The sequence below is a fragment of the Leptospira alstonii serovar Sichuan str. 79601 genome (assembly GCF_000347175.1).
Taxonomy (GTDB): Bacteria; Spirochaetota; Leptospiria; order Leptospirales; family Leptospiraceae; genus Leptospira; species Leptospira alstonii.
This window is the reverse complement of sequence record NZ_ANIK01000083.1, coordinates 1-26137: the sequence shown is the minus strand read 5'-3', so window position 1 is coordinate 26137 and position 26137 is coordinate 1. Positions and strand designations below refer to the sequence as shown.

General features: G+C 43.4%; 23 protein-coding genes and 2 pseudogenes. 11 read left to right on the top strand and 14 right to left on the bottom strand.

Translation table 11 applies throughout. From position 1 onward, the window contains the following. Window positions 1-315: 315 nt before the first annotated feature. The 3 genes from LEP1GSC194_RS16005 to LEP1GSC194_RS16000 form a co-directional block, all read right to left on the bottom strand. On the bottom strand, window positions 316-1278 hold the full coding sequence (locus LEP1GSC194_RS16005) for a hypothetical protein (protein ID WP_020774542.1): 963 nt from the start codon (window positions 1276-1278) through the stop codon (window positions 316-318). Between the two features lie 5 nt (window positions 1279-1283). Further along, window positions 1284-1475: a hypothetical protein gene (locus tag LEP1GSC194_RS23480; protein WP_081605114.1), complete on the bottom strand. Its 192-nt coding sequence runs from the start codon at window positions 1473-1475 to the stop codon at window positions 1284-1286. 180 nt (window positions 1476-1655) lie between these two features. Beyond that, window positions 1656-2270, bottom strand: coding sequence for a helix-turn-helix domain-containing protein (locus LEP1GSC194_RS16000; RefSeq protein WP_086005195.1), 615 nt, complete (start codon window positions 2268-2270; stop codon window positions 1656-1658). 507 nt (window positions 2271-2777) lie between these two features. On the opposite strand from LEP1GSC194_RS16000, the pseudogene LEP1GSC194_RS15990 reads away from it, so the two are divergent. From LEP1GSC194_RS15990 to LEP1GSC194_RS23210, 4 genes and pseudogenes are all read left to right on the top strand, one after another. Next, window positions 2778-3229 (top strand): annotated as a pseudogene (locus LEP1GSC194_RS15990) (MarR family winged helix-turn-helix transcriptional regulator). Then, window positions 3222-4022: an RluA family pseudouridine synthase gene (locus LEP1GSC194_RS15985; RefSeq protein ID WP_020774556.1), complete on the top strand. Its 801-nt coding sequence runs from the start codon at window positions 3222-3224 to the stop codon at window positions 4020-4022. Before LEP1GSC194_RS15990 ends, LEP1GSC194_RS15985 begins: the two are co-directional and overlap by 8 nt. Window positions 4023-4161: 139 nt before the next feature. Next, the gene (locus LEP1GSC194_RS15980; protein ID WP_017809208.1) at window positions 4162-5046 is read left to right on the top strand and encodes a hypothetical protein; all 885 of its coding nucleotides are present in this window, start codon (window positions 4162-4164) and stop codon (window positions 5044-5046) included. Window positions 5047-5575: 529 nt separating this feature from the next. Beyond that, window positions 5576-5881, top strand: a complete 306-nt coding sequence (locus LEP1GSC194_RS23210) for a hypothetical protein (protein ID WP_020774554.1) — start codon at window positions 5576-5578, stop codon at window positions 5879-5881. 61 nt (window positions 5882-5942) lie between these two features. Here the strand turns inward: LEP1GSC194_RS23210 and rsmI are convergent, their stop codons facing one another. The 7 genes from rsmI to LEP1GSC194_RS15940 all read right to left on the bottom strand — a co-directional run bounded on the left by rsmI (window position 5943) and on the right by LEP1GSC194_RS15940 (window position 11699). Beyond that, window positions 5943-6710: a 16S rRNA (cytidine(1402)-2'-O)-methyltransferase gene (gene rsmI / locus LEP1GSC194_RS15970; RefSeq protein WP_020774547.1), complete on the bottom strand. Its 768-nt coding sequence runs from the start codon at window positions 6708-6710 to the stop codon at window positions 5943-5945. A 197-nt stretch (window positions 6711-6907) separates the two neighbouring features. After that, complete coding sequence (locus tag LEP1GSC194_RS15965; RefSeq protein ID WP_020774548.1) at window positions 6908-7723, bottom strand: HAD family hydrolase; 816 nt, start codon at window positions 7721-7723, stop codon at window positions 6908-6910. Then, on the bottom strand, window positions 7724-8512 hold the full coding sequence (locus LEP1GSC194_RS15960; protein ID WP_020774555.1) for a M23 family metallopeptidase: 789 nt from the start codon (window positions 8510-8512) through the stop codon (window positions 7724-7726). Between the two features lie 483 nt (window positions 8513-8995). Then, complete coding sequence (locus LEP1GSC194_RS15955; protein ID WP_020774564.1) at window positions 8996-9418, bottom strand: thiol-disulfide oxidoreductase DCC family protein; 423 nt, start codon at window positions 9416-9418, stop codon at window positions 8996-8998. Between the two features lie 108 nt (window positions 9419-9526). Next, entirely contained in the window at window positions 9527-9931 is a 405-nt protein-coding gene (locus LEP1GSC194_RS15950; RefSeq protein WP_157229218.1) for a hypothetical protein, read from the bottom strand. 250 nt (window positions 9932-10181) lie between these two features. Continuing rightward, window positions 10182-10661: a hypothetical protein gene (locus LEP1GSC194_RS15945; protein ID WP_020774544.1), complete on the bottom strand. Its 480-nt coding sequence runs from the start codon at window positions 10659-10661 to the stop codon at window positions 10182-10184. A 183-nt stretch (window positions 10662-10844) separates the two neighbouring features. Continuing rightward, the gene (locus LEP1GSC194_RS15940) at window positions 10845-11699 is read right to left on the bottom strand and encodes a sulfurtransferase (protein WP_020774546.1); all 855 of its coding nucleotides are present in this window, start codon (window positions 11697-11699) and stop codon (window positions 10845-10847) included. A 333-nt stretch (window positions 11700-12032) separates the two neighbouring features. Between LEP1GSC194_RS15940 and LEP1GSC194_RS15935 the strand changes: the two genes are divergently transcribed. The 4 genes from LEP1GSC194_RS15935 to LEP1GSC194_RS15920 are packed head-to-tail and all read left to right on the top strand — an operon-like array spanning window position 12033 to window position 16578. Beyond that, window positions 12033-12806 carry an LIC11113 family protein gene (locus tag LEP1GSC194_RS15935; protein WP_408605338.1) on the top strand — a complete coding sequence of 258 codons (774 nt, stop codon included), beginning with the start codon at window positions 12033-12035 and terminating at the stop codon, window positions 12804-12806. Further along, window positions 12799-14262 (top strand): S1C family serine protease, encoded by a 1464-nt coding sequence (locus LEP1GSC194_RS15930; RefSeq protein WP_020774560.1) that lies wholly within the window; start codon window positions 12799-12801, stop codon window positions 14260-14262. Before LEP1GSC194_RS15935 ends, LEP1GSC194_RS15930 begins: the two co-directional genes overlap by 8 nt. After that, on the top strand, window positions 14259-15620 hold the full coding sequence (locus tag LEP1GSC194_RS15925) for a PDZ domain-containing protein (protein ID WP_020774559.1): 1362 nt from the start codon (window positions 14259-14261) through the stop codon (window positions 15618-15620). Before LEP1GSC194_RS15930 ends, LEP1GSC194_RS15925 begins: the two co-directional genes overlap by 4 nt. A gap of 43 nt (window positions 15621-15663) precedes the next feature. Further along, window positions 15664-16578 carry an ATP-binding response regulator gene (locus LEP1GSC194_RS15920; RefSeq protein ID WP_020774565.1) on the top strand — a complete coding sequence of 305 codons (915 nt, stop codon included), beginning with the start codon at window positions 15664-15666 and terminating at the stop codon, window positions 16576-16578. On the opposite strand, the gene LEP1GSC194_RS15915 is transcribed toward LEP1GSC194_RS15920, so the two are convergent. Genes LEP1GSC194_RS15915 through LEP1GSC194_RS15905 form a run of 3 tightly spaced genes read right to left on the bottom strand, consistent with a single transcriptional unit; the run spans window position 16558 to window position 20433 of the window. Further along, entirely contained in the window at window positions 16558-18177 is a 1620-nt protein-coding gene (locus LEP1GSC194_RS15915; protein ID WP_020774545.1) for a hypothetical protein, read from the bottom strand. The two genes, LEP1GSC194_RS15920 and LEP1GSC194_RS15915, sit on opposite strands and share 21 nt — an antisense overlap. After that, complete coding sequence (locus LEP1GSC194_RS15910) at window positions 18174-19460, bottom strand: oligosaccharide flippase family protein (protein WP_020774551.1); 1287 nt, start codon at window positions 19458-19460, stop codon at window positions 18174-18176. Before LEP1GSC194_RS15910 ends, LEP1GSC194_RS15915 begins: the two co-directional genes overlap by 4 nt. Before the next feature lies 1 nt (window position 19461). Then, entirely contained in the window at window positions 19462-20433 is a 972-nt protein-coding gene (locus tag LEP1GSC194_RS15905; protein ID WP_036043361.1) for a phosphatase PAP2 family protein, read from the bottom strand. A 136-nt stretch (window positions 20434-20569) separates the two neighbouring features. Here LEP1GSC194_RS15905 and LEP1GSC194_RS15900 point away from each other — a divergent pair, with 136 nt between their 5' ends. Both LEP1GSC194_RS15900 and LEP1GSC194_RS15895 read left to right on the top strand, forming a co-directional pair. Further along, window positions 20570-21373 carry a lysophospholipid acyltransferase family protein gene (locus tag LEP1GSC194_RS15900; RefSeq protein WP_020774557.1) on the top strand — a complete coding sequence of 268 codons (804 nt, stop codon included), beginning with the start codon at window positions 20570-20572 and terminating at the stop codon, window positions 21371-21373. A gap of 36 nt (window positions 21374-21409) precedes the next feature. Beyond that, window positions 21410-24787, top strand: a complete 3378-nt coding sequence (locus LEP1GSC194_RS15895; RefSeq protein ID WP_020774562.1) for a methylmalonyl-CoA mutase family protein — start codon at window positions 21410-21412, stop codon at window positions 24785-24787. A gap of 561 nt (window positions 24788-25348) precedes the next feature. Here the strand turns inward: LEP1GSC194_RS15895 and LEP1GSC194_RS23475 are convergent. Beyond that, on the bottom strand, window positions 25349-25597 hold the full coding sequence (locus LEP1GSC194_RS23475) for a hypothetical protein (protein ID WP_036043359.1): 249 nt from the start codon (window positions 25595-25597) through the stop codon (window positions 25349-25351). 323 nt (window positions 25598-25920) lie between these two features. On the opposite strand from LEP1GSC194_RS23475, the pseudogene LEP1GSC194_RS22400 reads away from it, so the two are divergent. Next, a pseudogene (locus LEP1GSC194_RS22400) lies at window positions 25921-26137 on the top strand (IS110 family transposase); the annotation flags it as partial.

Below are 26137 nucleotides of genomic sequence, written 5' to 3'. Positions count from 1 at the left end.
TCCGTTAAGAAGAACCCCGCCGCCAGGTCCCTCTCTTTTTTAGGGAGGGACTCTTACTAGGGATCAGTGGTTAGAGATCAGATGTCAGGTTAAAATTTTTCCGTTTTATCTATTAGGACGGCATGGAAGAGATCCGAGTTTTACCGTTCGTTTAAAAACGTAGGAGCTCATACTAGGGATCAGTGGTTAGAGATCAGATGTCAGGTTAAAATTTTTCCGTTTTATCTATTATAACGGCATGGAAGGATCCGGGTTTTACCGTTCGTTTAAAAACTTACGAGTTCATACTAGGGATCAGTGGTTAGAAATCAGATGTCAGGTTAAAATTTTTCCGTTTTCGGAATCGATATAGTTCACTTCGATCTTTCTTTCCGTAGCCGGTTTATATAGAATTAAGGCGGCAATCATATCATAAACGGTCAAAGAATAATCGATCGCCGTGACAATCGCTTGGAAGGCTAAAAATCTGGATTTGGTCACGGGTTTGATTTCCCTTTCCTTACCGGCCGCCATCCATTTGTAAATTCTAGCGGAGCGATTGACGCCTTTGAGATATTCCAAATCGATTTTCGCTTCCGGAAGAACCGCTTCGGTTTGACGGAACAAAACCTTAACCGGAACCTTTTTCTCTTTGGATTCCTTTAGAGCCTGGGAAAGTTGTAAGTCGAACGTGTCGTCGTCCAAATATTCGATTTCATTGCAGTTCGCAAAAACCGTGTTACAGATATCTCCGTATTTACGATGAACGAAATAGACGAGAAAGATGTTTAACGTTTCGGGATGATACAAAACCTTCGCGTGGTAATCGCCGGTCCTTCTATAATAGATTTTCTTATAAATCCTTTTGAAAACGTCCCAACCTACGAGACCTACGTCTTTGAGAAAGGGAGGATCGGGAAGTTGAAACGAACGAATCGCGATGTGCAACTTTTCGATCGCAACCTTACCGTCTCGTTTTGAAATTTCTTCCAGAACCGTTCGAATATCGTCCAAGTCTTCCGAATCGATTTTACGAGGAGAATCGGAAGTATCGATCAAAATCTTTCCAGCGTTTTCGGACATGAGATCTGCGATCTTGGATTTCGCACCTTCGGAAAGAAGTTCTTCCAGTTTGAGAGAGATACAATCGTTCGGGTGACAGGATATTTGTTCCGTATAAATTTCGTCGGGATCGGACTTCGGAAACGGGGGACTTTGTGCGTATAAAAACGAAAACGAAAAAAAGGTAATAGAAAAACCAAGAAAGAGCGGAACGAACCGATACAAATGTTTCAACATTCTTTTTAAATTCCTAAAGGAAATATCCGGAGAATTCTACTTTGCGGACAAAGAATGGAAAGATCTTTTTTAATATCGAATGTTAATACTAAATAATGTGAGCTCGGTATAACAAATGCGAAAGCGATTGAAGCGGAATCAACAAATTGGAATAACGAAAAAATTTCGCTTTTAGAGCGATTTATCAATTTGTTGATTGGAGCAGAAAGCGCGGTCCCTCACCAGTTTTTTCCGCAAGAAAAAACTGGTGAGGGATTCGCCCAAACTTTCTAACATTGAATTTACGTTAAATAAGAAAGATTATGCCAATTGAAAACTAAAAAACGATTGGCGGATGTTCCGATAAAAAAAGCCGATGATTTTGATAAGGCCCTTATTTAGCTGATTTCGTCTCTGTAATCCATAACCAGATACATTAGAGTTTCCTGATCCGTAGGATTGGAATATTCGTGAGGAATGTCGGCTCTGAAAAAAACTGAGTCCTTCGGTTCCAGTTCCACGACTTTTTCGCCGACTCGAAGACGAAGTTTACCCGAAACTACGACGATATTTTCCGTGGTTCCAGACGAGTGGGGTTCTGCGACTTCTATGCCGCCTGGCTTTAAAATGAGTTCATAAAATTCCGTTTTGCGGTTTCCATTATAAGGAAAAAGGGCGCGACTGGAAAAAACTTTCGAACTGGAAAACAAAACTTTGGTGTTTTCCATCTTCATGACGATCACACCTTCGGTGCCTTTTTCTTTGAGAAGTTCGCTGAAAGGAACATTGAGACCGTTTGCGATCTTCCAAAGAACGGAGATTGTCGGAACACTCTTGCCCTGTTCGATTTGAGAAAGCATCGCTCGGCTGACACCGCAACGGGAAGCGAGTTTATCCAAAGAAAACCCTTTCGTGTGGCGAATGAGCTTGAGATTTTCTTTGACTACTTCTGTGATATGCTCACTGGAGGGAGATTCTTTCCCTGCTTCCAATTCTTCCATAGCTGGATTCATTTCTCTTTTTTTGTCTAATATAGCAGAATTCTGTCAATCCAAAACTAGGATTCCCGTAAATAACGCTCGTTCGACGTAGGCGTGAGATGACCCGATTGGCAACTCGCGCGCCCGACGGTTCTTCAAAGGATTACTGCAAGTTAGGATAGGAGTTCCCACATTTGATCGAGACTTGCGATTGCGTGGGAGTTCCCACATTTGAGAATTCGGGGCGGCTCCGGTTCCTTGCACTTTTATGCAAGGAACCGGACCGGGCTCTTCGTTTCAATCTGCAAAGCAACAGGAAATACGATCGTTACTATTCAAATTTTATCAAGAGCCTGTTGCATTGCAGTATTTTCACTTCGATCCCTGCCGCTTTCGGAGTCGAACGCAGATGACGGACCGGATTTCATTTAGAATTTTGATCCAAACTCAAGGATTTCAAAGTCAAAAAATCCGTAACATTCCAACTTTACAATCGAGGATAAAAAAATAGAATGAAACATATCCCCCGAAAAAAAAGCCATGAAACCGAAATCCATCTTCACAGAATCCCAGGCGGACGAAAGCACTGGTTTTCTCTTTTGGCAGATCACGAACCTCTGGCAAAAACGAATCCGAGAAAACTTATCGATTTTGGATTTAACACACGTTCAATTCGTGCTTTTGGCGAGTTTAGCCTGGTTTGAAGAAACCTCTCAGAAAGCCACACAGGTCCGTCTCGCAGAACACGCAAAAACGGACGTGATGATGACTTCCAAGGTTTTACGAAGTCTCGAATCCAAAAAGTTACTCGTTAGACAGCCTGATCCTGAGGATTCCAGAGCCAATTGTCTTTTTCTCACAACCGAGGGAAAGGAACTCGTAGGAAAAGCGGTTCACATCGTAGAAAACACGGACAAACTTTTTTTTCCATTCTGAGGGATGAAAAGAATTTCAGAAGTTCCTTGTTGGATCTAAGAAGACAAAATGCCTGAAGAACATTCTAATATTAGAATATTCTATGAAAATGAATCGTATCTTTTTGCGGAAAAACCTCCGGGGATTCCCGTTCACGCGACCAAGGATTCCGGAAGGATAAATTTTACTGACCGACTTCAAAAACAACTTTCCCTCGAATATCTCCGAACCGTAAATCGATTGGATTTGGATACGAGCGGTCTCGTATTTTTTTGTAAAAATCCCGATAAAAACAAAGAAGCCGACCGAATCTTAAAATCTTCCCTAAAAATTTATCTCTGCGTCGCTTCCGGAGTTCCCGAAGTGGAACACTTTACGGAAACCTGTTATATCAAGGACGGAAACAAAAAAGTGCGTAAAGTTTTTTCGGGCGGAGACAAAGCGGTCACCGAATTTTTAACCTTAAAAAAAAATCCGAAAGAACATTATTCGGTGTTACTCGCAAAACTTCATACGGGAAGAAGACACCAGATCCGATTTCAATTGAGCGAAAAGGGATATCCGATTTTAGGAGATCCGGTTTACGGAGCGGTCAGTTCGTCGGATTCTTCCTCGGGAATAAAAGTCGAAACGGGAAAAAATCGGTTTTCGAAAAAAACCGAACGTCCCGTTTTAAAGACTTCACCTAACAAAAAACATTCGAACTTGCATACCGTAAATAGATCTCTCCTGCACGCAATGGGAGTTTCTTTTCAAACGGAAGACGGCAAAGAAGAAAGAATTTTCTGTCCTCCGCCTTTTGACTTTCAAAAATTCTTGGACGGGATTTCTTTGGACTCTTCTATTTTTTCCAAATTCCCTTTAAATTAATATAAAAATGCAAAAGCGATTATATGTTTCGACCCACAACGCGCCCCTTAGGAAGCCGTTCTGCTTTAGTTTAGAATGACGCAAGAGTTAAACTTTCTCCACGAACTTAAGCTAAAAATAGAAAGACAAAGAACGACGTTTGAGAAAGAGTTTCCCGGTCGGAGAGAACGAACTCATGGAAAAAAAATACGCACTGATTATCGGAACGAGCGGCGTGGCAGGACAAAGCGCGGTTTCCGCAATCCGAGAATATGCCGAATCCAAAAAAGAAAACTTGGTCTTGATCGCTACTACGAGCAAAAACTCTCCCTTGAAAGAAGCGGATCTTACGATCACCGAGATCAATTTGGAAAACCCGAACCATTCTCTTGCGCGTCTTTATGAACAACTTACAAACAACGGGATTTCCCGGATCGATTTGTTTGTCTATACGCCTGCAAGAGGAAACCTGGGTTATCCGGTTTCCGAAACTCCCGAAAGCGACGTGAAGGACGCTTTGAAATTTTGTATGGATCCGATGCTTGCCATCGAAGCCAAGCTAAAACCGACTTTGAGCGTCGGGTACTCCGCTTATTATTACAGACCGCATCTACAACCCTTTTACGGATCTTTAGCTTATGTAAAAAAGAAAATGGAAGAATGGGCTCTTGAAAATCCGAGTCGACGAAAGATCATCCGCGCCGGATCTTTTTTCAGTCAAAGCGTTCGAGGAATTACGATCATACTGCAAAGGATGGGGAAAAAATCTCAGGATCCCGATTTGCAAAATCTTCTCAAACTTCAAAAGGAATCGGGAATGAACTTTCCGGATTTCTTTTTGGAATACGTCTCCAAACAGGAGGAGGCTTCTTTCGCTCACCGATTTCCAAACGTGTCGTTTCGGTTAACGTCTCAGGACGACCTCAAAAAAGCGTTAGTTTCCATTTTAGAAGGCGAATCGGCGCCGATCGTTTCTCTTGTAGGCGCTTGGACCTGGACGGAAAATTCCCTTCCGGAAATGCCTGAGTATTTGAATAAATTCTAATATTACTATATTCTACAATACCGGAATCGCCCGAAAAATACCTGATACCGAATAAATTTGGATTCGAGAAGGAAAAATTTGCCGCAGATTTTACTTTGGGACGGACTTTAAGTCCGTGTTCAAGAGTTTTTCGTTGCTAAATCGTTGACCCGACAAAGCGATCGTTTAGATAAAAATTTGAATGAAGATAGAATAAAAAATTTCAGCTCTAAAGTTTATCGCTAAAAAATCGATATTTTTTTTATGAATCAATTCTCTGCTTACTCCGTATTTTTTACACTCTTCTTTTCGAATCAACGCGCAAGTCGACCCGAGCGATCCAACGTTAAGTCAGGAAGAAAGAAATCGAATCATCGCAAAACAAGAAGATCGTTGGGAAATTTCCAAATCCTCTTCGAACGTTAATTCTTTAGGCTTTTCGATTTTAAAGCCGTTTATCGAATCCTTTCTATCTTATCAGGAAACTATTTTAGACGCAGGCGCCTTAAAACTCAAAATCCCCGCAGGTGCCTTTTCCAATTCTCAAAAAGTGGAAGCAAGGATCACAATCCTGAAAAACCATGCGGATTTTCTTTTTGCGGGAATTCCCACACAGATAGGTCCGAATCTTCTTTTAGAATCGACCGGCATGTTTTATCTCGCTTTTTATGACGAAGGAGGAAAACGAATCGAACCCAAAAAATCTCTGACTGTGGAAATTCAACCCTTGGCGGATCCGATAGATTCTAACGTGTATCGTTTTTCAAAAGGAAATTGGGACTTAGTTTCCACCGATACGAATACAACTCGTCGAACGAATGAAGACGGAGAAAATTTTAAAGTTTCGGTTGTTTAAGAGAAAAGTAGTGTCTCTAAAATTTAATCCATCACTGGATTTACACTTGTGGTCTCTTATTTTATTTCTTTCCCTTAAAACGTTTCGAAGAAGTTTGGGGACCGCCCTTTGAAAAAGATCTTTGATTCGGTTGTCCCTTTCTTTGCGAAATAACGATGACCGGATTTCCTTTAGGAAGAGTATCCAAAATTTTTAAAAGTTCGCCTAACTTTCCTCGAAACTGAAATTCGGAATCCAAGGTCAGATCCAAACAGAAAAAGATCGTTCGATCCTCTCCCGTCTCTTTCAAAACGGAATCCAAGTCGTGAAGAACGGCCTTATATCTGTAAGGTGTTTCATAAAATACGATCGTATGTCCTGGCTTAAGATAACGGCTCAGTTCTTTTTTTCGTTCCGGAGATTCCCTCGAAAGAAAACCGCAAAACGTAAACGGAGAAACTTTAAAACCGGAAATACTCAGAGCCGCTCCGAATGCGATCGGACCGGGCGCGCATTGAACCTTACCTCCCCGACTTAAAACTTCCCGAACGAGTTCTAGGCCGGGATCTTCGATCCCCGGAGTTCCCGCGTCGGAAATCAAAACGGTAATATTAGAGTTCATTACGGTTTCGGCAAGTGCTCGAATTTCTTCGGGAATCGTATGTTCGTTGCAGAGGATAAATTCCTTGGAAATGGAAAGTGATTTGAGAAGGGTCGAAGTCGTCCGCGATTCCTCTCCTATGAGTATATCAGAATGTTCTAATAATTCCTTTGCCCGTTGAGTTATATCTCCCGGATTTCCCAGAGAAACAGAAACTAAAACGAGGTTGCCCTTAGAGGGAGTGTTCATGATTTACAACTTATCCCAAGATCGATTTTGTTATATCGGAAGTTCGATGTCGCAAGAAGTTGCATTGTAGTTTTCATAACTGATACAAAGTGAGTTCGAAGTAATTAAAAATTCTCCAAAATCGGTTTTTTGCATTGAAGAAACGGATCGTTGTTTTAGCGAAAATCATAAATTCATCTTCGACCATCGAACTTGCGTTAGATAAGAACTTTGTTTAAAACGTTCCAACCCGCAATCGGTTGGATCTTCGCTTCTTTAGGAGGGACAACCCCCTTTCCTCTGTCTAAAAAGATTCCCGCTTGCAACGCGGAACTGAGTAGAGCGAAGTCGTTGATCGAATCCCCAAACGCGAGATCGGCAAAACCTCCTGTCGCCGCCTTCAATCTTTCCACCTTCCCCTTTCCGTACGTGAACGGTTCTAAAATCTCCGAAGAATGAAGTCCGTTTTTAACGGACAATTGCATTCCTAAAACTCTTTCGGTCGGGATTTTGAAAAGATGGGAAACGGATTGAATGATTTCCTGCGGAGAAGCGGTTACGATCCATACTTCCCATCGGTTTGATAGAAGATGATCCACGAGCTCTTTCATCGGTTCGTAGATTTTGACGGAATCCGAGCCGGCGTCGAACGAGTGTTTGTTCCAAATCTTTTTGGAAATTTCTTTCAATTCTTCCGGCGAATGTCCGGAGAAAATCCAAGAACTCCATCGATAAGACGCTTCGAGCCCGAACTTGGATTGAACGGATTCGTATTCGGAAAGAACGAGAGAACGAAACAAAACCGGATCTTGAAACCGAGCGGAAAGAATTCTTTCCACATTCTCCTTTGCAAAAAACGGGGCAATGTCTCGTTTATATGCCGGAACTCCCTCCGAAAGGAAGAACTCCATCACGGCCTCTCCGAAATCGTTTTTTACAAGCGTATTATCAAAATCGAATGCGGCCTTTCCGGGCTGTAACCGGGAAAAAATTTCATAAAGTGGCGGATTCCAAAAATCCCGCGTGATGGCCACTTACTGTTCGATCGTCTCCCGGGCGATCGCCACACGTGCCTCGGAAGAAGATTGAAAGACCGGAAGATAATGTTCCGGATTTAATACGACATTCTGATAACGAACCTCGAAATGTAAATGAGGACCGGTCGTATGTCCTGTGTTTCCGGAAAGGGCGATGATCTGCCCCTTTTTAATCTTATCCCCTTCCTTTACGTAAAGAAGAGAATTGTGCGCGTAAAGCGTATTGATTCCGTTGATTCCGGGATGCGAAAGTAAAATCTTATTTCCGTAACCTCCGTCTTTTTTGGATTCCAAAACGACCCCGTCCGCCGCCGCAATCACGATGGATCCGGTCGGGCAAGCGATGTCCACTCCGGAATGCATCGCATTCCATCGTCTTCCCAACCGAGAAGTTACAAAAGAATGTTTAAAGCTGATCGGCCAGATAAATTCTCTTTGGTCGGTGCGATAAATCTCGCGACCCTTATCTTCTAAAAGAAGACTTCTGATAAAATTTTCATTATAAGGGAAGAATACCGGATCGGTTAAGGAAATCCTTTCGTTGTCGGGAATTCCGTTGACCCTTTTGACCTCGTGTTCCGTCGTTCCGTAGTTGTGAATCAAATCTCCAACGGATTCTTTGACTCGATTCGGTACGATCCAAACCCCCTCCAGACCTCTGTAAGTCTGAAGATATTGGTTATCCAGTTTGATTTCTTCAAGATTTGTATTGGCAAAGGATTTTATGCTGAAAAAAAGTCCAAGGACTAGTAATCCTACCAAAATATAGCCGGTTTTTCTTTTCATATCGTTTCTTCCAAAATATGTCGCCAAACAAAATCTCAGATGATCTATATTGAACGTCGGCAACGGAAAACAACTTCTGAAGTCAGTCTTCTCATTCTGGGATTCCATTCAAGGATTTTTTCCATCAACTTCTTTGATGAAAATCAAGGATAATCAATATTTTTAATTCAAATAGATTGATTTTTATCTTTAAAGGTTATTTTTTAATGTTTTTTAAAGAATTTTACTTCTTTGGCCAGTTTATTGAGAATTGATTCTTATTTAGATCGAGGGAGTTCCCACATTTCAAGTGACGAGGGGGGTAGGACTTTACATTCGAAGGATCACTTGGTTAAATTCTAGGAGTTCCTAGATTTTACAAATGAACTCAAGTTTAAAGAAATATTTCCTTTTGGATCCCTAATAAACAAAATCTAAAGACTTATGTAGGATTTTGTTGCTGAAATAGATTTGCGGGAAAAGACAAATCGAACGCTTTAGTCCTTAGTCTTCTAAAAACCTAAATTTCAAGTTCGGATCGGGCATTCTGCAGGCTTCCGATTTTCCAAACCATCGATACCGATTTTTAGCGATCCAATCGTAAATCGTATCCCTTAAAAATCCCGGCACAAATCGGAATACTGGAAAAAGATTCCAAGGAAAGGAAAGATATTTCGCGATTTTAAGAACTGCGTTCGATTTTTGATGAAGAATTCCATTCTCCAAAAAGAGAACCGAGGACGGGGATTCGCCCACTTCGATTTTTTTACCGAGATACGTTTGCGCAGCGTCGGATTGCAGACTTGCAAACCGTAAATCGTTTTTAGGATTGTGATCGATGAAGAATAAAACCGCCTCGTTGCACAAATTACAAACCCCGTCAAAGAATACGATCGGAGTTTTTTGTGAATTTTCAGTGAAAGTCATCTCTTGTTTAGACTCTACCCATCTTCATCGTGAAGTCAATTTTAGAATTCGATCCTGCCGGTTTTAAAAAAGAACCCACAAATCAAATTGATCCTAGGTTGGATTTTTTTAATTGGGAATTTCGAATTTCGTACCCGTTTGGATTTCGTTTACTTCCGTTTTGTAATTGTAGATCGCAAAACCGAAAATTACGGGCGCCAAAAAGGAACTTCCATAAACGGCGATGTAAGCTCCGGGATAAAGGGCTGGATTTGTAAACGCCAGACCGAACCAGGCCCATACGAGTCCCGTCTGTTTATTGTTCATTCTAAAATCGGATTGATAAGTAACCCTAAACGTTCTTTTGGATCCGTTGGAAATGTGCAAAGCGGGATATACTAAATAGTCTGCCTGGCTGTAATTATCCTGATAATCCAGACGATCGTTGTATCTCTTGATAAGACGATACGATGATTGCTGCGGCAATAACTTGGATTCTTCTATGGGAGAGAGATTAATTTTTGATTCTTTCATTTCAAAAGCGCAGGATAAAAAAAGGACAAGGATGATTGAATAGATATGTTTTTTCACGATGGTAGATTAGAGTTGTTAAAAAATTCCATAGTGGCGTTTAACAAAACTGCTTCAATCTTCTATTTCAAGGAAACGAAACGGACGGAAACGGAGAATTCATTTTTCAACAACCCTACTAAATTCTATCCGGATTACTCCGCCTTTTATTTTTTTAAAACGTGTCCGTTTTCGTTTAGGAGGAATACGCGGATCATAACTGCAAAGTCGGATTCAAAGAATTTCGCAATGATTTTCCTCTTTTGACGACGCTGCTATATTCTTCCGTAAAATTCGCTCTCGGCCAGTTCTCGTTGGTATCGAAATTATGAATCATCAAAAGTATGTTCGGATTCTCTTTTGTTACAAGCCCGATGATGTTTTTTTTCGGATGTTTGATGATTTCAAATTCCTGAATGGAAACCCGCTCCGGGTCCACATTCGTAAAATAGGCGAAAGGAATTTCCACGCGTCCGCTTATGGTGATCTCGTAATAAGCCGGTTGTGCATATTCCCAATCATCCGCTACGTAAACGACAACCTTACAGTAATTTATCCCCGTATCGAGTTCTCCTATTTTCGTATATCCTCGATACGGATCGGTCGGCCAATACAGAAAGACCAAAATAAGCAGGACCGCTTGTACGACGTTCGATACGATCAGAAATATTCGATACTTTCTTTGCGCTAACATTTCAAATCCTTTTCTACCTTAACGCGGGCCTTTTTCGATTCTTATTAAAAAACCTACGAAAAATGCGGGAATGAATCCAACATAAAAAAATCCGAGACGTTTGTACCAAACCCCCGGTCTTAAATCGAAAAACTGCGACGATCGTCCTGTTTAAGGTTACATTAAGAATTTTGAAAGTAGCTATTAGGACTTACGATCCGAGCCGCCGACTCTGGGCGCTGCAGCACCTCCGCTTCCCGCTTGTCCGTAAACCGAAACTGCCTGTTTAGGAAGGCTGGATCTTCTCCATTCGAACCAAGAACCCTGGTAGGTATGAACATCCAAATAACCGACTTCGCGTAACATCAAAGCCAAAAGCGAGGATCTAGCTCCGTTGTAATCGTAGATAACGGTAATCCTTTCCGGCATAAACGGAAAGGATCTGAGCTTTTTATTGAACTGGTTTTTTTCGATCAGATTTCCTTGGCCGTCGTACAAAACTCTCCAATCCCAAAGAAAAGCCCCCGGTAAACGACCGCATAACGTGCCTGGCTCCGGCGCGGTGAGTCTCGGAAGTTTTCCTTCGTATTCTTCCTGAGTTCTTGTGTCGAAAATCTGAAGTCGCGTTAAATTTTTTTCTAGGAACGCCTTATCTACGATTCCTTCGAGTTTTCGAGGTTTGTCTCCGGGACCGAGTTCCATTTCTCTAGAACCTTTTTCCTGAGCGGCTTCGGATACGGGCCAGCGATTTCCGTATAAAAAAGCATTCTGAAAACCGACCGCTCTCAAAAGATACACCATTCTAGAAGCGAACATTCCCATTCCTTCGTCAAAGGCGATTACCCGAGTCGCACCTTCTTGTTCTATGAGTTTTAAAATTTCTTCCAAGGGACCGGTCATCTTCTTCTGCGATTCCGCGTCGGAAGCAAACGCCTTTTTGATAAAGGGAAAACTATACGCTCCCTTGAGAGTCGATTCTTGATATCCGATCGCCGAACGGCAATCGATCAAAAAATCCTTATCGTTCAATTCAGTTTTTACAAAATTCCAGCTGGACAAGCAAACCCACCCTATCGATTCGAAACGAGTCTTTCTTTGAATTAAACCATTATTTTTAACCTGAAAATTTCGATGTACTTTTTTTTATAAAACATCGCGAATTTGAGACATAAGATTTTATAAAAAAGAAAGATCAAATTCTCAGATCGGAAAATAAACCAAGTCCTTCTCGCGCGAGTGTGCGGGAGGATTTAACATCGAGGGGGCGCGAGACCGATATTCTATACAATGATAAGAGAATTCAGGAAACTCCGTAATTCCACTCGAATTTTTCCGAAAAATGTGCGGAAGAAACGAGTCGTATTTTTCGGACTTCTTTCTCTTTTCTTTTTTCTGGCCGGAAACATCCGATCGGACGAAACAAAATCGTTTCAGGAAAATTTTAAATCCTTCCTAGAAGAATTTCAAAAACATCCTTCAGCGTCCCTCGTTCGATCTTTCCAAACCCAATATTCCTCCTTTGAACCGGAACCTTGCGCTTTTGAAGAATCCGGACGTTTTGAAAAAGTAATCTATCTTTCCTACAAGTGTAAGGAAAAAACATGGTCCGGCTTTATTTATCTGGGAGGCGGTTCCGAATTTTGGAAAAATCGTTCCGCAAAAATTTCCCTGGGCGAAGTTTTAAAAATCGGTAAGAAGGTTTATCTGGAAGTGAAACCCTCTTTCGAGGGAGAACACTCTTCCCCGGATTTTAAAAAACACGGCAAAAAAGATCATGCCAAAAAAGAACCGCAAACTCCGAAAGAATACAAGGATAACTACGGACTTCAGTATTACCTCAGTATCGCAAAACATCCCGCAAAAAGGGATTTAAACGGCGGAAAGGAAATTTTCTTCGATTCTTCCTGCCCTTTGATCTTTTTAAAAAAGGATTCCGATTTTTATTGGGAAAAAGCGGTGTATTATTCCTTTCAGGCGAGTTGTATTCCTTCTTCACCTTATTCTTATATTCGAATTCGTTCCGACCTTTTGGGAAAAATTCGGGTGGACGACAAGGACACGGACAACGTCCAGGAAGGCGCAAAATATCTCGGCAAATTGAAAATCCATTCCATAGAAGCGGACAAAATCCTCTGGCGACAGGATGCGGAAATCTACAATGAATAATAAAGTATTTTTGAATATTCTAATTCTCTTAATATTGTCCTTCGGCTCGGGTATCTCCGCCCAAAACGGAAACTCGGCGGATCTCAAGGCCCTTCTGGACGGAGTAGTCATCGTCCGAAGCGATTCTTTTTCGGGTAAGGAGGAACAGGAAGGTTATTCCGAAAAGTCGATTCATAGGGACGCGGGAACCGGTATGATCATTTCCGGAAATCGGATTCTGACGAACGCGCACGTGGTTTCCAACTCCGGCTATCTCAAGGTAAAACATTTCAATTCGAGCAAGTTTTACAAGGCGGAGGTTCAATACCTCGGTTTCGACTGCGATCTCGCGATCCTAAAAGTGGAGGAAGAGGAGTTTTTCAGCGGAGTGGAACCTTTGGAAATTTCGGATTCTTCCCCAGCTCTCGGAAGTAATCTTCTGATTCTGGGTTATCCGGGCGGGGACGAAAATATAACATTAGAGAACGGTAATGTTTCCCGCGTGGAAAGAGTCCGTTATTCCTTTACCGGTCTGGATTACAGAAAGGCAATTCGGGTCAACGCCAACATCATTCCCGGTTATTCGGGCGGACCCGCGATTCAAAACGGAAAAGTAACAGGGATCACTTTCCAAGTCAGTCAATCCCAGGGAAACGTCGCTTACTTGATTCCTCCGGAGATCATCAATCACTTCTTGAAAGACGTAGAGGACGGAACCTATCACGGTTTTCCTTTTCCGGGTTTCAGTTTTCAAAACGGCAATTCAGCTTCCTTAAAGTCCTATTTAAAAATTCCGGAAAGTTTAAACGGTATCTTGATCAATACGATTTATCCGGATTCCTCGTTTTCGGATCTTTTACAACCGGAAGATTTCGTGTATAAAATCGACCAATCCTATCTCAACGGTGAAGGCGGAATTATGGACGCAATCGGCGGTTTTATCGGGGATCTGATCGAGGAAAAATTCATCGGAGATCCGATTAAGATTTTCTTTTATAGAAACGGAAAAAACTACAAAATCGAAGGAACTCTCAAACGGGTTCCCGCCTTGGATCTTTATAGGCAGCAGGATAAAATTTCCGGCTTTTTATCGGGAGGTTTTTTGTTTCAACCGGTCAACCGCGCTCTCGTCGGAGGAGATTCCAAACGTTTGGAAAGTTCTCTTCGTTATCATTATAGTTATTACATCCAGGACGAGTTGTATCGTTTTACGGACAGGGACATCCTTCTTTCGGGTATTTATCCCGATCCTCTCAACTCCAAATATTCCGGTTATCGTTTTAAAATCCTGGAGTCCATCAACGATCGTACTCCTTCCGACCTGGAGGATTTCAAATCCTTGTGGAAAAAATTCTACGGAAGTACGATCAGCCTCAAATTCAGAGGAGTCAATCTTCCGATCGTTCTCGATCAGGATACGATCGATAAGATCAATGTTCGCGTTAAAAAACGTTTCGGCGCGGAGGCGGACGAATGATACGAATTTTCCCAAGATCCGTCTTCCTCTCCTTTCCGATCTGCCTTTGTGTCCTATGGAGTTTAACGATTTCAACTCCTTTGAATGCGGAAACGATCCTCGTTCACTTTAGAAAGTTCTCCCATCAAAATCCCTGGCAGAAGGGTTTCCACTTCGAAAGAAAGGTTCCGGCCATCGTAGCCGATCAGGACTTCCTACTCGCGCTTCTTCCGCCGGGAGAACTTCCTCTCTTTTCGGAAACAAATCCGGAAACGAAACCGGGAACCCGTTTGTATCTTTTCAAACACGATCCAGAAACTGGCCTCGCCCTTTTTTCGCACAAGGGTAAATTTTCCTCTAAAAGAAAAGCCCGTTTCGGCGACTCCTTTCACTCTTCCTGTTCCAAGTTTTTCCCGAAACCGGAATGGGGGAATCCGGATCTTTCCAACGCCATCCTGAAAATGAGCAGACGATCCGCGGAGGAAGTAAGCGACAGGAAATTCTTATATTCAAAAAATATAATTTGCGGTTATACGGACGGACGTTGGAACGTCCCTTCGGAATATCTTTCCGTGTTTTTGCGCGCAGCTTCGAGCAACCCCATCGTCCACCCGGGATTTTCCTTTGACGACGCGCTTACGGTTCCGGAAAGAAAATTCTACTTTCCCGATTCTTCAACCGGAGTTGTGGTTTCGGAGGTTTATCCCGGAGTCGGACCGATTCATAATTTATTTCCAGGCGACGCGATCTACAGCATCGACGGTGAAAGTTTCACCCATCCTCCGAGTCGGCAGGAAGTTCTTTCCAGAATTCTTACGAAAAATCGCCGTTTGGCCCTCCCCGGAAACGTTGTGACTCTCGGAGTTTTTAGAGCGGGTAAAAGAAAAGAAATTACCTATTCGTTAAAAAGTTACTCGGAAGATTCTTTTTTCATTCCTTCCAAGTCGGGAGCAAAACCTCCTTCGTATTTAATCAGCGGCGGACTTTTTTTTACGGAATTGACCGGTTCGTACTTAAAGGAATCCGGAGATCAATATAGGGAAAATGTAGACAGAAAACTTCTCTACCTCTACGAATCTTTCGACAAGAAGGTTCATCCCGAAAAAAATCGTCTCGTGTTTATCAGCAGAGTTTTTCCGGACCCGGCAAACCAAGGATTCCACGATTTCCAAGATCAAATTTTAGAATCCGTAAACGATAAGTCCATTCGTTCCTTATCCGATCTCAAGGAGATTCTGAACGAGAGTCGGGAAGAATACGTTGTGTTTCGTTTTTCCGGAAATCGAATCGCCGCATTTTCCAAAGAACAATTGCAGGACTTAAATCGGAAAATTCTCTCAAATTATAGCCTGGACAAATTGGATAATTTAGACCGATAATTTCTTGACGGATCCATTCCGGAAATGTAATGTTTGACATTCAATGCGAATCCTTTTTTTAGACGACGAAGAAATGATCCGAGATCTGTTCCGTGAAATATTCGGAATCCTTCACGATCTCACTCTGGCCGGAACCGCGGAAGAAGCCTTAGAAATCTGTAAAGACAACAGTTTCGACCTGATTGTGACGGACGTTCGTCTTCCCAAAATGAGTGGGATCGACTTCATTTCCAAACTCCGAGACAGAGAAGTGAATACTCCTTTTATCGTGATTACGGGCAATCAGGATATCGACATTTCCATTCGAGCGCTCAGGCTCGGCGCCGTGGATTTTTTCATCAAACCCTTTCGAATGGACGCGATCCGCCAATCCCTACAGAAATTCGAGAATTTATTTATTTCCAGTCAGGAACTCATCGGTAAAAACTACTTTCAGATGACCGAGTCCAAACAACGTTTTTCGATCAAACCCAGTCTTAAAAATCTGAATCAATACGTGAATCTTGTGATGAGGTCGATTTCACTCATTCCGGGAATTCACACGGACGATATTCTCGGGATCAAACTCGCTTTGTACGAGTTACTTGGAAATGCGATCGAACACGGTTTTGCGGGAATCAGTTACGATAATAAATCGAAACTGCTCGCTTCCGATACGGATTATGTGGATTACGTGGATCGGATCTGCGACACTTTGAGCGAATCCGTGCAGCTTGAAGTCGGTTTTGAAAATCAAAAGGTTTACGTTTCCCTAAAGGATCGCGGCGCCGGTTTTGATCCCGCCAAGGTTCCGGATCCGGTCACCGATCCGAACGCAAGTTACCTTTCCGGTCGGGGAATCTTTTTAGTGAGAATGAACGTGGACGAACTGGTCTACAACGAAATCGGAAACGAAGTCAGCTTTAGCAGAACCTTAAAAAGAGCCCTCCCCGCCGCTTCAGAAATAAACGCCGGCTGAAAGATAAATCCGGGAATATTTTCGGATCGGTTCTTCTTGTTCCCATTCCTCGAAAAATATCTTTTTTTCCTTCTGCGGATCCACGTACGCATAGGATAAGCTCATTAGAATATAAGAATGTTCTGATTGATGTCCGGCCGTCAAATTCCCTTCCCAGCCCCGTCCCGTCGACGAAGACGAATTAAAAACCGTTCCCTGGACGTTCCACTTCCGGTCCCAGGTTTTTTTTACTCCGAATTGAACGAGTCGAATTCCCTTGTTTTCAAAATTCGGTTTTGCGGCGACGCCGTCCTCTTGAAACAAGTTGCCCTCTTGGATCAGTAAACTTTCCATCAATAAAAAGGAAGTTTTTCCCCCGTAACCCCTCGGATCGGTTCGAATTCCGGCGTAACCGTTCGAATTTCGATCGATCCGCAACTCCTCGTCCTTGGACGTATAAAATCCCCCCAGAAAATAGGAGGCCTCGGGTCTTTCCCATACAAGTCGCGATCCTAGTAAACTTCCTTTTGTGGACTGTTTGGTTCCGTAACTCCGAAAAGAATCGAGTCCGTATTCCCTCGATCCCAGGACTTGGATCCCGTCCAAGTCGATTTTCAATCCGTAAAATTTTGCGGAAGAGAATTCGAATCCGTAGTACTGATACGCTCCATAGGCCCTGAACGGTTCCGCTTTTACCGAAAAATCCCCTTTGACCGCCTCCTGTCTGGATTCCTTATACAAATAGTAGAATATTCTAAAATTCTGAAGGAATGGGTTTTCAAGCATTTGAACGCTTCCTCCGACGATTCTTTGCGGAGATTCGTTCCTGTCTCGTTCGGTGTACAAAGGGGAATTTTGCATCTGCGCGCCGACGACCGACGCCGTTATCCCGAGCGGTTTCCAGTGAAATTGAAATTCCCCGTAATTTAAAAATCCCACGAATAAAAATCCGTTTCGATCCAACCTTTGATATCCCCGTCCCGCTTCGATTCCCATACGAAATACGGGCGATTCCCAACCGGTTATCCACAACAGCTCCGCGTCGGCTCCCCGATTCGTGGTTTTGGTTCCGACTACGTTTTCCTCGTATTGTAAAAACGGAGAGATAAGAATTTTATGATATACTCTTTCGCCCTTGTTCCTCCATCCGACTTCGGGACTTAAAATCCCGCGGGAAAAACTTCGATCCGGTTTTTCACCCCAAACCCCTCCTTTTTGAGTCAATCCCCTGTAAAGCGCCGTGACGTTTCCGTAAAACGGGTTTGTTTTATTTTCCGTTTGCGAAGTTCCTTTTTTTTCGGTTTCGATTTCCTCTTCGGATCGTTTTCCGATTTCATTGTTTGCGGTTTGATCTTTTGAAATTCGATCCCTTGAAAACTCGCGTTCCTTTTCCTTTGATATGCTCGCCCGGTTTTCGGCCGAATCGGGAAACCTTCCTTTTCCGGTCAGATCCTTTTTTCCGTATTCCCAGATTAGAAGATCGTCGAGCCTATATTCCGAATAGGATTCCGCCGAAATCGATTGCGATAACAGGAATATACAAAAAACTGAATGTATTATTCGCGTAGCGGAACCGCCCGCTTTTTTTGTTCGGGTTCGTTCTCGGAAATTCGGCTTCATCTTCTAAAGTAGGCAAGAAAATATCCCGTTAAGATGAGCCAGGACACGATTTGCCCTAAGAAGTAGGACGACGCCGCGCCCGTGGGTCCGTATTCCGGTATGAGAACATTTGCCAAGACCAATCCGCAGACAAGTCGTAGTAACGCCAAAAACGCGAGCATCCTGGGTTGTCCAAGCGCGAATAACGCGATTCCGAGCGGTGAAAACACCAACTGCAACATGTAGTTCGGATAAAGGATCTGAAACACCCCGATCGAGTCCGCGTATTTTCCCCGGAACAATAGATTCAAGATCCATTCCGCCATAAAAAATCCGGGAGATAATACGAGGGCCATCCCCACCGACAACAACACGGACTTCCAGAGAAAATTCGGAAATTCATCCGAGTCCACAAGCCGGGATAATTTAGGATAGATGAGCGAGTTGATCACCGAAAACAAAATCACAAATCCGCTGAACAGCTGTAAGGCGGTTCCGTATACGGCCGCGGATTCCTGGGAATGATACCACTTCAAAAAAAAGATCTCCATCCTGTCCGATATCATCGCAAAGATGGAGGCTAAAAACGCGTATCCGTTAAACGACGCCAAGGCCGACGTCGTCTCGACGATTCCGTTTTTTTCCCCGCTCCAATACAACTGCCTTCTCGGAAATACGAAAAAGAATAACACCAATACGAACAAAGGCGAAACCGTAAAAATCGCGAGTATATCCAAATGTCCGAGCGCCTTTTCGGCGAGTTGATCCGCAAAATACAATACCGCAAGTCGGATTAAATTGGGCAGCGGATTCCATAAGGATAACGAGATATAATTTCCGAAACAGATGAAAATACTTTCAAAAAAGGAATTGAACGACAGTACGAAACTTCCCAATACGAGCAACGCGACTACGATCGAACTTTCCCTCAAGAGTACGGCTCCGATCAAACTGATCAAGGTCAAGGCCCCGAGCGCGCCCAGTTTGATAAGCAGGGAAGAAGACAATAATACCCCGATCTTTTCTTTGTCCGTCGTTACGGGCGCCAAAAATTTTACGAGCGCCGCGGGTAATCCGAACTCCGCGATCGCGAGTAACACGGGTAGAAATCCGGCGTAATATTGAAAGAGTCCGTTTTCGCTTTTTGTGAGTATGTTTACGGAATATACCATAAACACGAGATTGAGGAGGGACGAGACGGCCTTGGATACGCTGACGAATAAGGAGGTTTTAAACATTCCGGATTTACGGAACTGAAACCAAAGGTCCGAAATTTTTTGCGTCTTCCCGAAAAAATTCAACATTCTATTTTTTTAAATCAGCCTTTCCCTTCCACCTAACCGTTATATATACCGAGAAAAAAGCGATGTAACTGCTAACGATCCCGTACCTGAGGTATCTTGCAACCGGATTTTCCGGTAAGAACTTTTGGACGAGGATTCCGGGCAACACATACAAAAGAAAAATTCCCAGCGTCAATACCACCGCTCTTCGAATCGCCTCCGATACGCGATCCGGTTTTTCCCATTCCAAATTATGATATTTGGAAAGTAATATTCCAATCGCAAATCCTCCCAAGGCTCCGCTTGCGGATATTACGTTTTCATACGACTTTATTTTTTCAAACGCGCTCCCGTTCGAATACAATAAGACGGAAGGTAAGGTCAATACGACTAGAAACAAGATAAACGTTTTCGTTTTGGAATAAGTCTGACCCGCAAAGGCTTTCGGCGATTCCAACTCGGGAAAACTTTTAAATACGAACTCGATCGTCGTCAAACCGATCAGACCGAAAATAAATCCGCCCAAGACGTCTCCCGGATAATGTACTCCTCCGTACATTCTGGCAAAAGGCATGAACATTAGAACAAAAAGAGAAATCGAACGGATCGTTTTGTTTTTTACGTGCAGAAAAATCAATCCCCAGATGACCACGGACGTTTGAACGTGTCCCGATGGAAATCCGTAAGAAAGTTCGGTGAGTTTTCCGGGACCGTGCCAAGGTAGCGTGGGTCGGGGACTTTCAAACCATACCTTTAAGATCGCATTGAAGATTGCGGTGGTGAGTAGTCCTACTCCGAGACGGATTCCGAGTTTACGATCGATAAAAACGTAAACGAAGGAGAGTAGAGTCATAAAAAATACGGTCTCTCCCAAATAATGAAAGATCAAAGTGAACACGCTCAAAACCGGATCCAACGAAGTTCCGCGCAGAGCTTGTAAAAACGTTTCCCCAAACCAAAACGGATCCCCCAACCAACCGATATTCGTACTCACCCTTCTCGTTTCTCCTAACTTGATTTTAAAGCGGTCTTCGATTCGAAAAATCCAACTTGATGGATTCGATTCGATTCGGTACAATGAATTCTAAATCTAATATTTATTGAACACGCGTTCTAAAAGCAGACCTTGAATGGAAAACCAAACCGAAGCCGAACCTCTTGACAGCCTTTTTCTGATTCCCAGAGAACCCGTAAAACAATTTCTAAAAACTCTTCTCCACCTAGTTTATTCGGTGGAAGTCACGGGCATTGAAAACATTCCCGAAACCGGAGGCGCGGTCCTCATCTCCAATCACACGGACAACCTGGATGTAATCGTACAGGGAACCTCGGTTTTAAGAAAAGTGATTTATCTCGGAAAATACGAATTGTTTCATCCTCAGGAGACCGTCTTGGACATCCTTAACAATCCGGATTCTCCCTTAAATACGTTTCCTCTCAGTTTGATGAAACAAACCTTGGTCGCCGCCCTGAACGCGCTCGGAGATATGCAGGGTAAACAACTCATGCACTGGGGAGGCCATCCCATCCTAAGAGCGCATAACGTGAAAGACGCTAAGTCCGCCGCGGCCTATTACGAAGATCTCGAAAATTACATCGTAGAGCTCATTCAAAAAGGAGAACTCATTTCGGTGTATCCACAAGGAACCAGAACACCCGTCGTCACTCCGGGTTCTTTCAAGGCGCTTTCCGCAAAACTCGCGATCCGTGCGGGAGTTCCGATCATTCCGAGCGCGATCAAAGGCGCGTGGAGAATGCTCAAACCCGAAGCCTTTTTGACCGGAAAGGCGTTCGGGGCCAAGATCACATATAACATCGGTAAGCCGATTTATCCGCACGAGTTTCCGAAGGAACCCCTGAAAAAAGCCGCAAAAATCGTTATCGAAGAACTGGAAAACCGCGTGAGAAAACTCATCGATTCACCGGAAAGCTAAATTCAAATTTTTTAATATTACAATAGAAGAATCCATATGGAAACTCAAGTTTACACTCCCAAACACAAGGTTCGTTTTATCACGGCCGCTTCCCTTTTCGACGGACACGACGCTTCGATCAATATCATGCGAAGAATCCTACAGGCTTCGGGCGTGGAAGTCATCCACTTGGGTCACAACCGTTCCGTAAGAGAAATCGTGGAGTGCGCGATCCAAGAAGACGCACAAGGAATCGCGATCACGAGTTACCAAGGCGGTCACGTGGAATATTTCAAATACATGATAGACCTCCTAAAGGAAAAAGGCGCGGGGCATATCAAGGTTTTCGGAGGAGGAGGAGGAACCATTCTCCCTTCCGAAATCAAGGAGTTGGAAGCCTACGGAGTCGCTCGGATCTATTCTCCCGACGACGGTAGAGAACTCGGTCTTCAAGGAATGATCAACGATCTCATCCGCAAGGCGGACTTCATTCCGCCTCTTACGTTCAACGGCACGCTTCATTCTTCCTTAAAAGACAAAAATCCTCTCGCGATCGCTCAAACGATCACTCTTGTGGAAAACACCTTTGAAAGAGACGAACTCGAAAAATCGGCGTTAACCGAAAAACTGAACTTTCCTCCGGGATCCAAAACCGTTCCGATTCTCGGGATTACCGGAACCGGAGGTGCGGGCAAATCCTCTCTAACCGACGAACTGGTCCGCAGATTTTTGATCGACTTTCCGGACAAGACCATCGCGATCCTTTCGGTGGATCCTTCCAAAAGAAAAACGGGAGGGGCCCTTCTAGGCGATAGGATTCGGATGAATTCGATTTCCCACGATCGGGTTTATATGAGATCCTTTGCGACTAGGGAAGCCAACATTGCGCTTAACAAAAACGTTAAACGAAGTATCGACGTTTTAAAAAGCGCGGGTTTCGATCTGATTATCGTGGAAACCGCGGGGATCGGTCAGAGCGATTCCGAAATCACGGAAGTTGCGGACGTCGCGTTGTATGTGATGACTCCCGAATACGGGGCCGCGACTCAGTTGGAAAAAATCGATATGATCGACTACGCCGACCTGATCGCGATCAACAAGTTCGATAAACGAGGGGCTCTGGACGCTCTGAGAGACGTGAAAAAACAATACCAAAGATCCAGACAACTCTTTGAACAAAACGCGGACTCCATGCCCGTGTTCGGAACGATCGCATCGCAGTTCAACGATCCGGGAACCAACCTTCTTTACGGAAACGTAATCCGTTCCGTCTCCGATAAGCTGAACCTGGGTTGGACCTCCTCTTACGGCAAAGAATCCGGAACGAGCGAGAAAATTTTCATCATTCCTCCGGATCGGGTCCGTTATCTAGCGGAAATTCGGGAAGAATGCAATCGTTACGATCAATTCGCACAAAACGAATCCTCAAAGGCCAGAAAACTCTTCCAACTTTCGGGCGCGATCGAGATCTTAAAAACTTCCGGGCAGGACACAAATATTATAGAATCAGAATATTCTAAAATTGAAAACTCTTTGAATCCGGCTACGAAAGCGATTCTTTCCGGTTGGGAAGAAAAACTGCAAAACTACCGTAGTGAAAATTTCACGTATAAGGTTCGGGATAAGGTGATTCAAGTTTCCAACACCTCCACCTCCTTGAGCAACCTGAAAATTCCGAAGGTGGCCACGCCTAAGTTCAAAGACTGGGGAGAAATCGTCCTCTGGTCGTTTCAGGAAAATTTTCCCGGAGAATTTCCGTTTACCGCGGGGGTTTTTCCCTTTAAAAGAACGGGGGAAGATCCGACTCGTATGTTCGCGGGAGAAGGCGGTCCCGAAAGAACCAACGCCCGTTTTCACTACGTGAGTTTGGGAATGCCCGCACAACGTTTGTCCACGGCGTTCGACTCGGTGACGTTATACGGCGAAGATCCGGGCGAAAGACCGGATATCTACGGCAAAATCGGAAACTCGGGTGTGAGCATCGCAACTCTGGACGACGCTAAAAAACTCTATTCCGGTTTCGATCTATGCAATCCCACCACTTCGGTTTCAATGACGATTAACGGACCGGCTCCGATGGTGCTTGCGTTTTTTATGAACGCCGCAATCGATCAAACCTGCGAAAAACATATCAAGGCATCCGGGATCGAAAAAGAAGTCCGTCAAAAAATCGAATCCATCTATAAACAAAAAAATCTTCCGGTTCCGAAATACAACGCGCGGATTCCCGAAGGAAACGACGGCCTCGGTCTGATGCTCTTAGGAGTTTCCGGAGACGAGGTCTTGGAAAAAGAAGTTTATGAAAAGATAAAACAGGAAACCGTAAAGGTCGTTCGAGGTACGGTACAAGCGGATATTCTCAAAGAGGATCAGGCTCAGAACACTTGTATCTTTTCGACGGAGTTCGCCCTCAAGATGATGGGCGATATTCAGGAATACTTCATCGCCAATCAGGTTCGAAATTTTTATTCGGTTTCCATTTCGGGTTACCATATCGCGGAGGCGGGAGCCAATCCGATCACTCAGGTCGCTTTCACGCTCGCTAACGGTCTGACGTATGTGGAATATTTTTTGAGCAGAGGGATGAGCATCGACGACTTCGCGCCCAATCTCTCCTTTTTCTTCTCGAACGGAATCGATCCGGAATACGCGGTGATCGGTAGAGTCGCGAGAAGAATCTGGGCCAAGGCGATGAAATACAAATACGGAGCTAACGACCGTTCGGCGATGCTCAAGTATCATATCCAAACCTCCGGAAGATCGCTTCACGCGCAGGAGATCGCGTTCAACGATATCAGAACCACTCTTCAGGCGTTATACGCAATCTTTGACAATTGTAATTCTTTACATACGAACGCGTACGACGAAGCGATCACGACCCCAACGGAAGAATCGGTGCGTCGTGCGATGGCGATTCAACTCATCATCAATCGGGAACTGGGACTTACAAAAAACGAAAATCCGGGTCAGGGTTCTTTTATCATCGAGGAACTGACCGACTTGGTGGAACAAGCGATCCTCGAAGAGTTCCACAGAATTTCCGAAAGGGGCGGAGTTCTAGGCGCGATGGAGATGATGTATCAAAGAAATAAAATCCAGGAAGAATCGTTATATTACGAATCCTTAAAACACAGCGGAGAATTTCCGGTGATCGGAGTGAACACCTTCTTAAGCAAAGAAGGTTCCCCTACGATCGTTCCCGAAGAAGTGATCCGTTCCACCGACTCGGAAAAACAGGCCCAAATCGACGCTTTGAGAGAATTTCAAAAACGAAACGAGAGGGATTTGGAAGATCGTTTGCGGAGATTGAAAACCGCAAGCCTGAGCAACGGAAATATCTTTGAGGAACTGATCGAAACTTCTAAAAAGGTTTCCCTAGGTCAAATGACTCACGCTCTGTATGAAGTCGGCGGGCAATACCGTAGGAGCATGTGAGAAAAACAAAGTTGAACCTCCCCGAATTAATGGACACGGCTGTGCATCAAAAAAAGGATACAAAGCATGGCGTAAAACACACTATGATCAAGACTTCAAAAAAACTTGCTGATAACTTCTTCGAAATCAACGAATGTCGCATAATCACAAGTATCAACTCAAAAATGTTCCATATTATAATTATCAATAACAGAAGACATTATTAGAGTTGTTGAAAAATTAATTCTCCATTTGTTTCTGTTTCATTGAAATGGACGATTGAAGCAGTCTTGTTAATTGCGGCTATTGAATTTTTCAACAACTCTGTTATATTATCCACTTTAGAGCGCTATTTTGATATCGACGATATTCTTCATATTGCATCCGGAATCTATTGTCGATAAATCAAATGATAAAAAATGTGATTTAATATAGGTCGATAAAGAAAGAGGCGCTATTGTTATTGGACAGTCTTATTTAGCTCAAGGATCCGACGCTGATTTTAGGACTTTACAAAGCAGATTTATCTCAATAGCCGCTCTTGACCTACCATCAATATGCCGGGGGGGGTAAGCGTAGTAATCATAAAACTATGTAGTATACCTTCAAGATTAATCTTGGTGTTTCTTTTGCCTCTGATTCAAAATTGCCGGACGAAAATTCACTTAACGGTATTCCTTCTAAATATTTTGAACTCAAGAAGTCGGTAATAATTTCGTCTAACGCTATCGGTTTGATTTCGGTACCGAACGGTGGTACATTGTGTTCTGCGGAAATAAGATTCAATCGGAGCTGGCCTGCTTGCTCGTCAAACCATACATAGAATAACATACGCCGGTTTGGGTAACCCTCTAATTGTTTTCTCCTGCTTGCAACTAACCTTTCAAAGAAATCTAAGAAATCATCTACTTTGCACTCTTTAGCAATTTCGAAAGATATGCCCATTGCCAGCATATTCTCGCGTCTCTCACTTTCAAAATCATCAATACCAGTACCGACGAATATTGGCTCAGCAATAAACCCATCGAGATCTCTAAAGTATTTTGCTTTTGCTGAACTCATTTAGACAAAATGGCGCCCCTTCTCGGCTTGAAAACCGTGGGTTAGATGCGAAGCATTTACCACAAAACAAGAAAACCAACAGAAGGAACGTAATGAAAAGAAAAGTATATGTAGGAATGGATGTCCACAAAGAAACGATCAGTATCGCGTATTTAACGAGCAATTCAAAGGAACTGGTGAAAGAACAACAGATAAAGCATAATGAGGTTCAGATTAAAAAATTTGTAACCAAACTGAAATCGGAATGGAACGAAATACATTGTTGTTACGAAGCAGGAGTAACCGGGTATCCACTTTACAGATATTTAA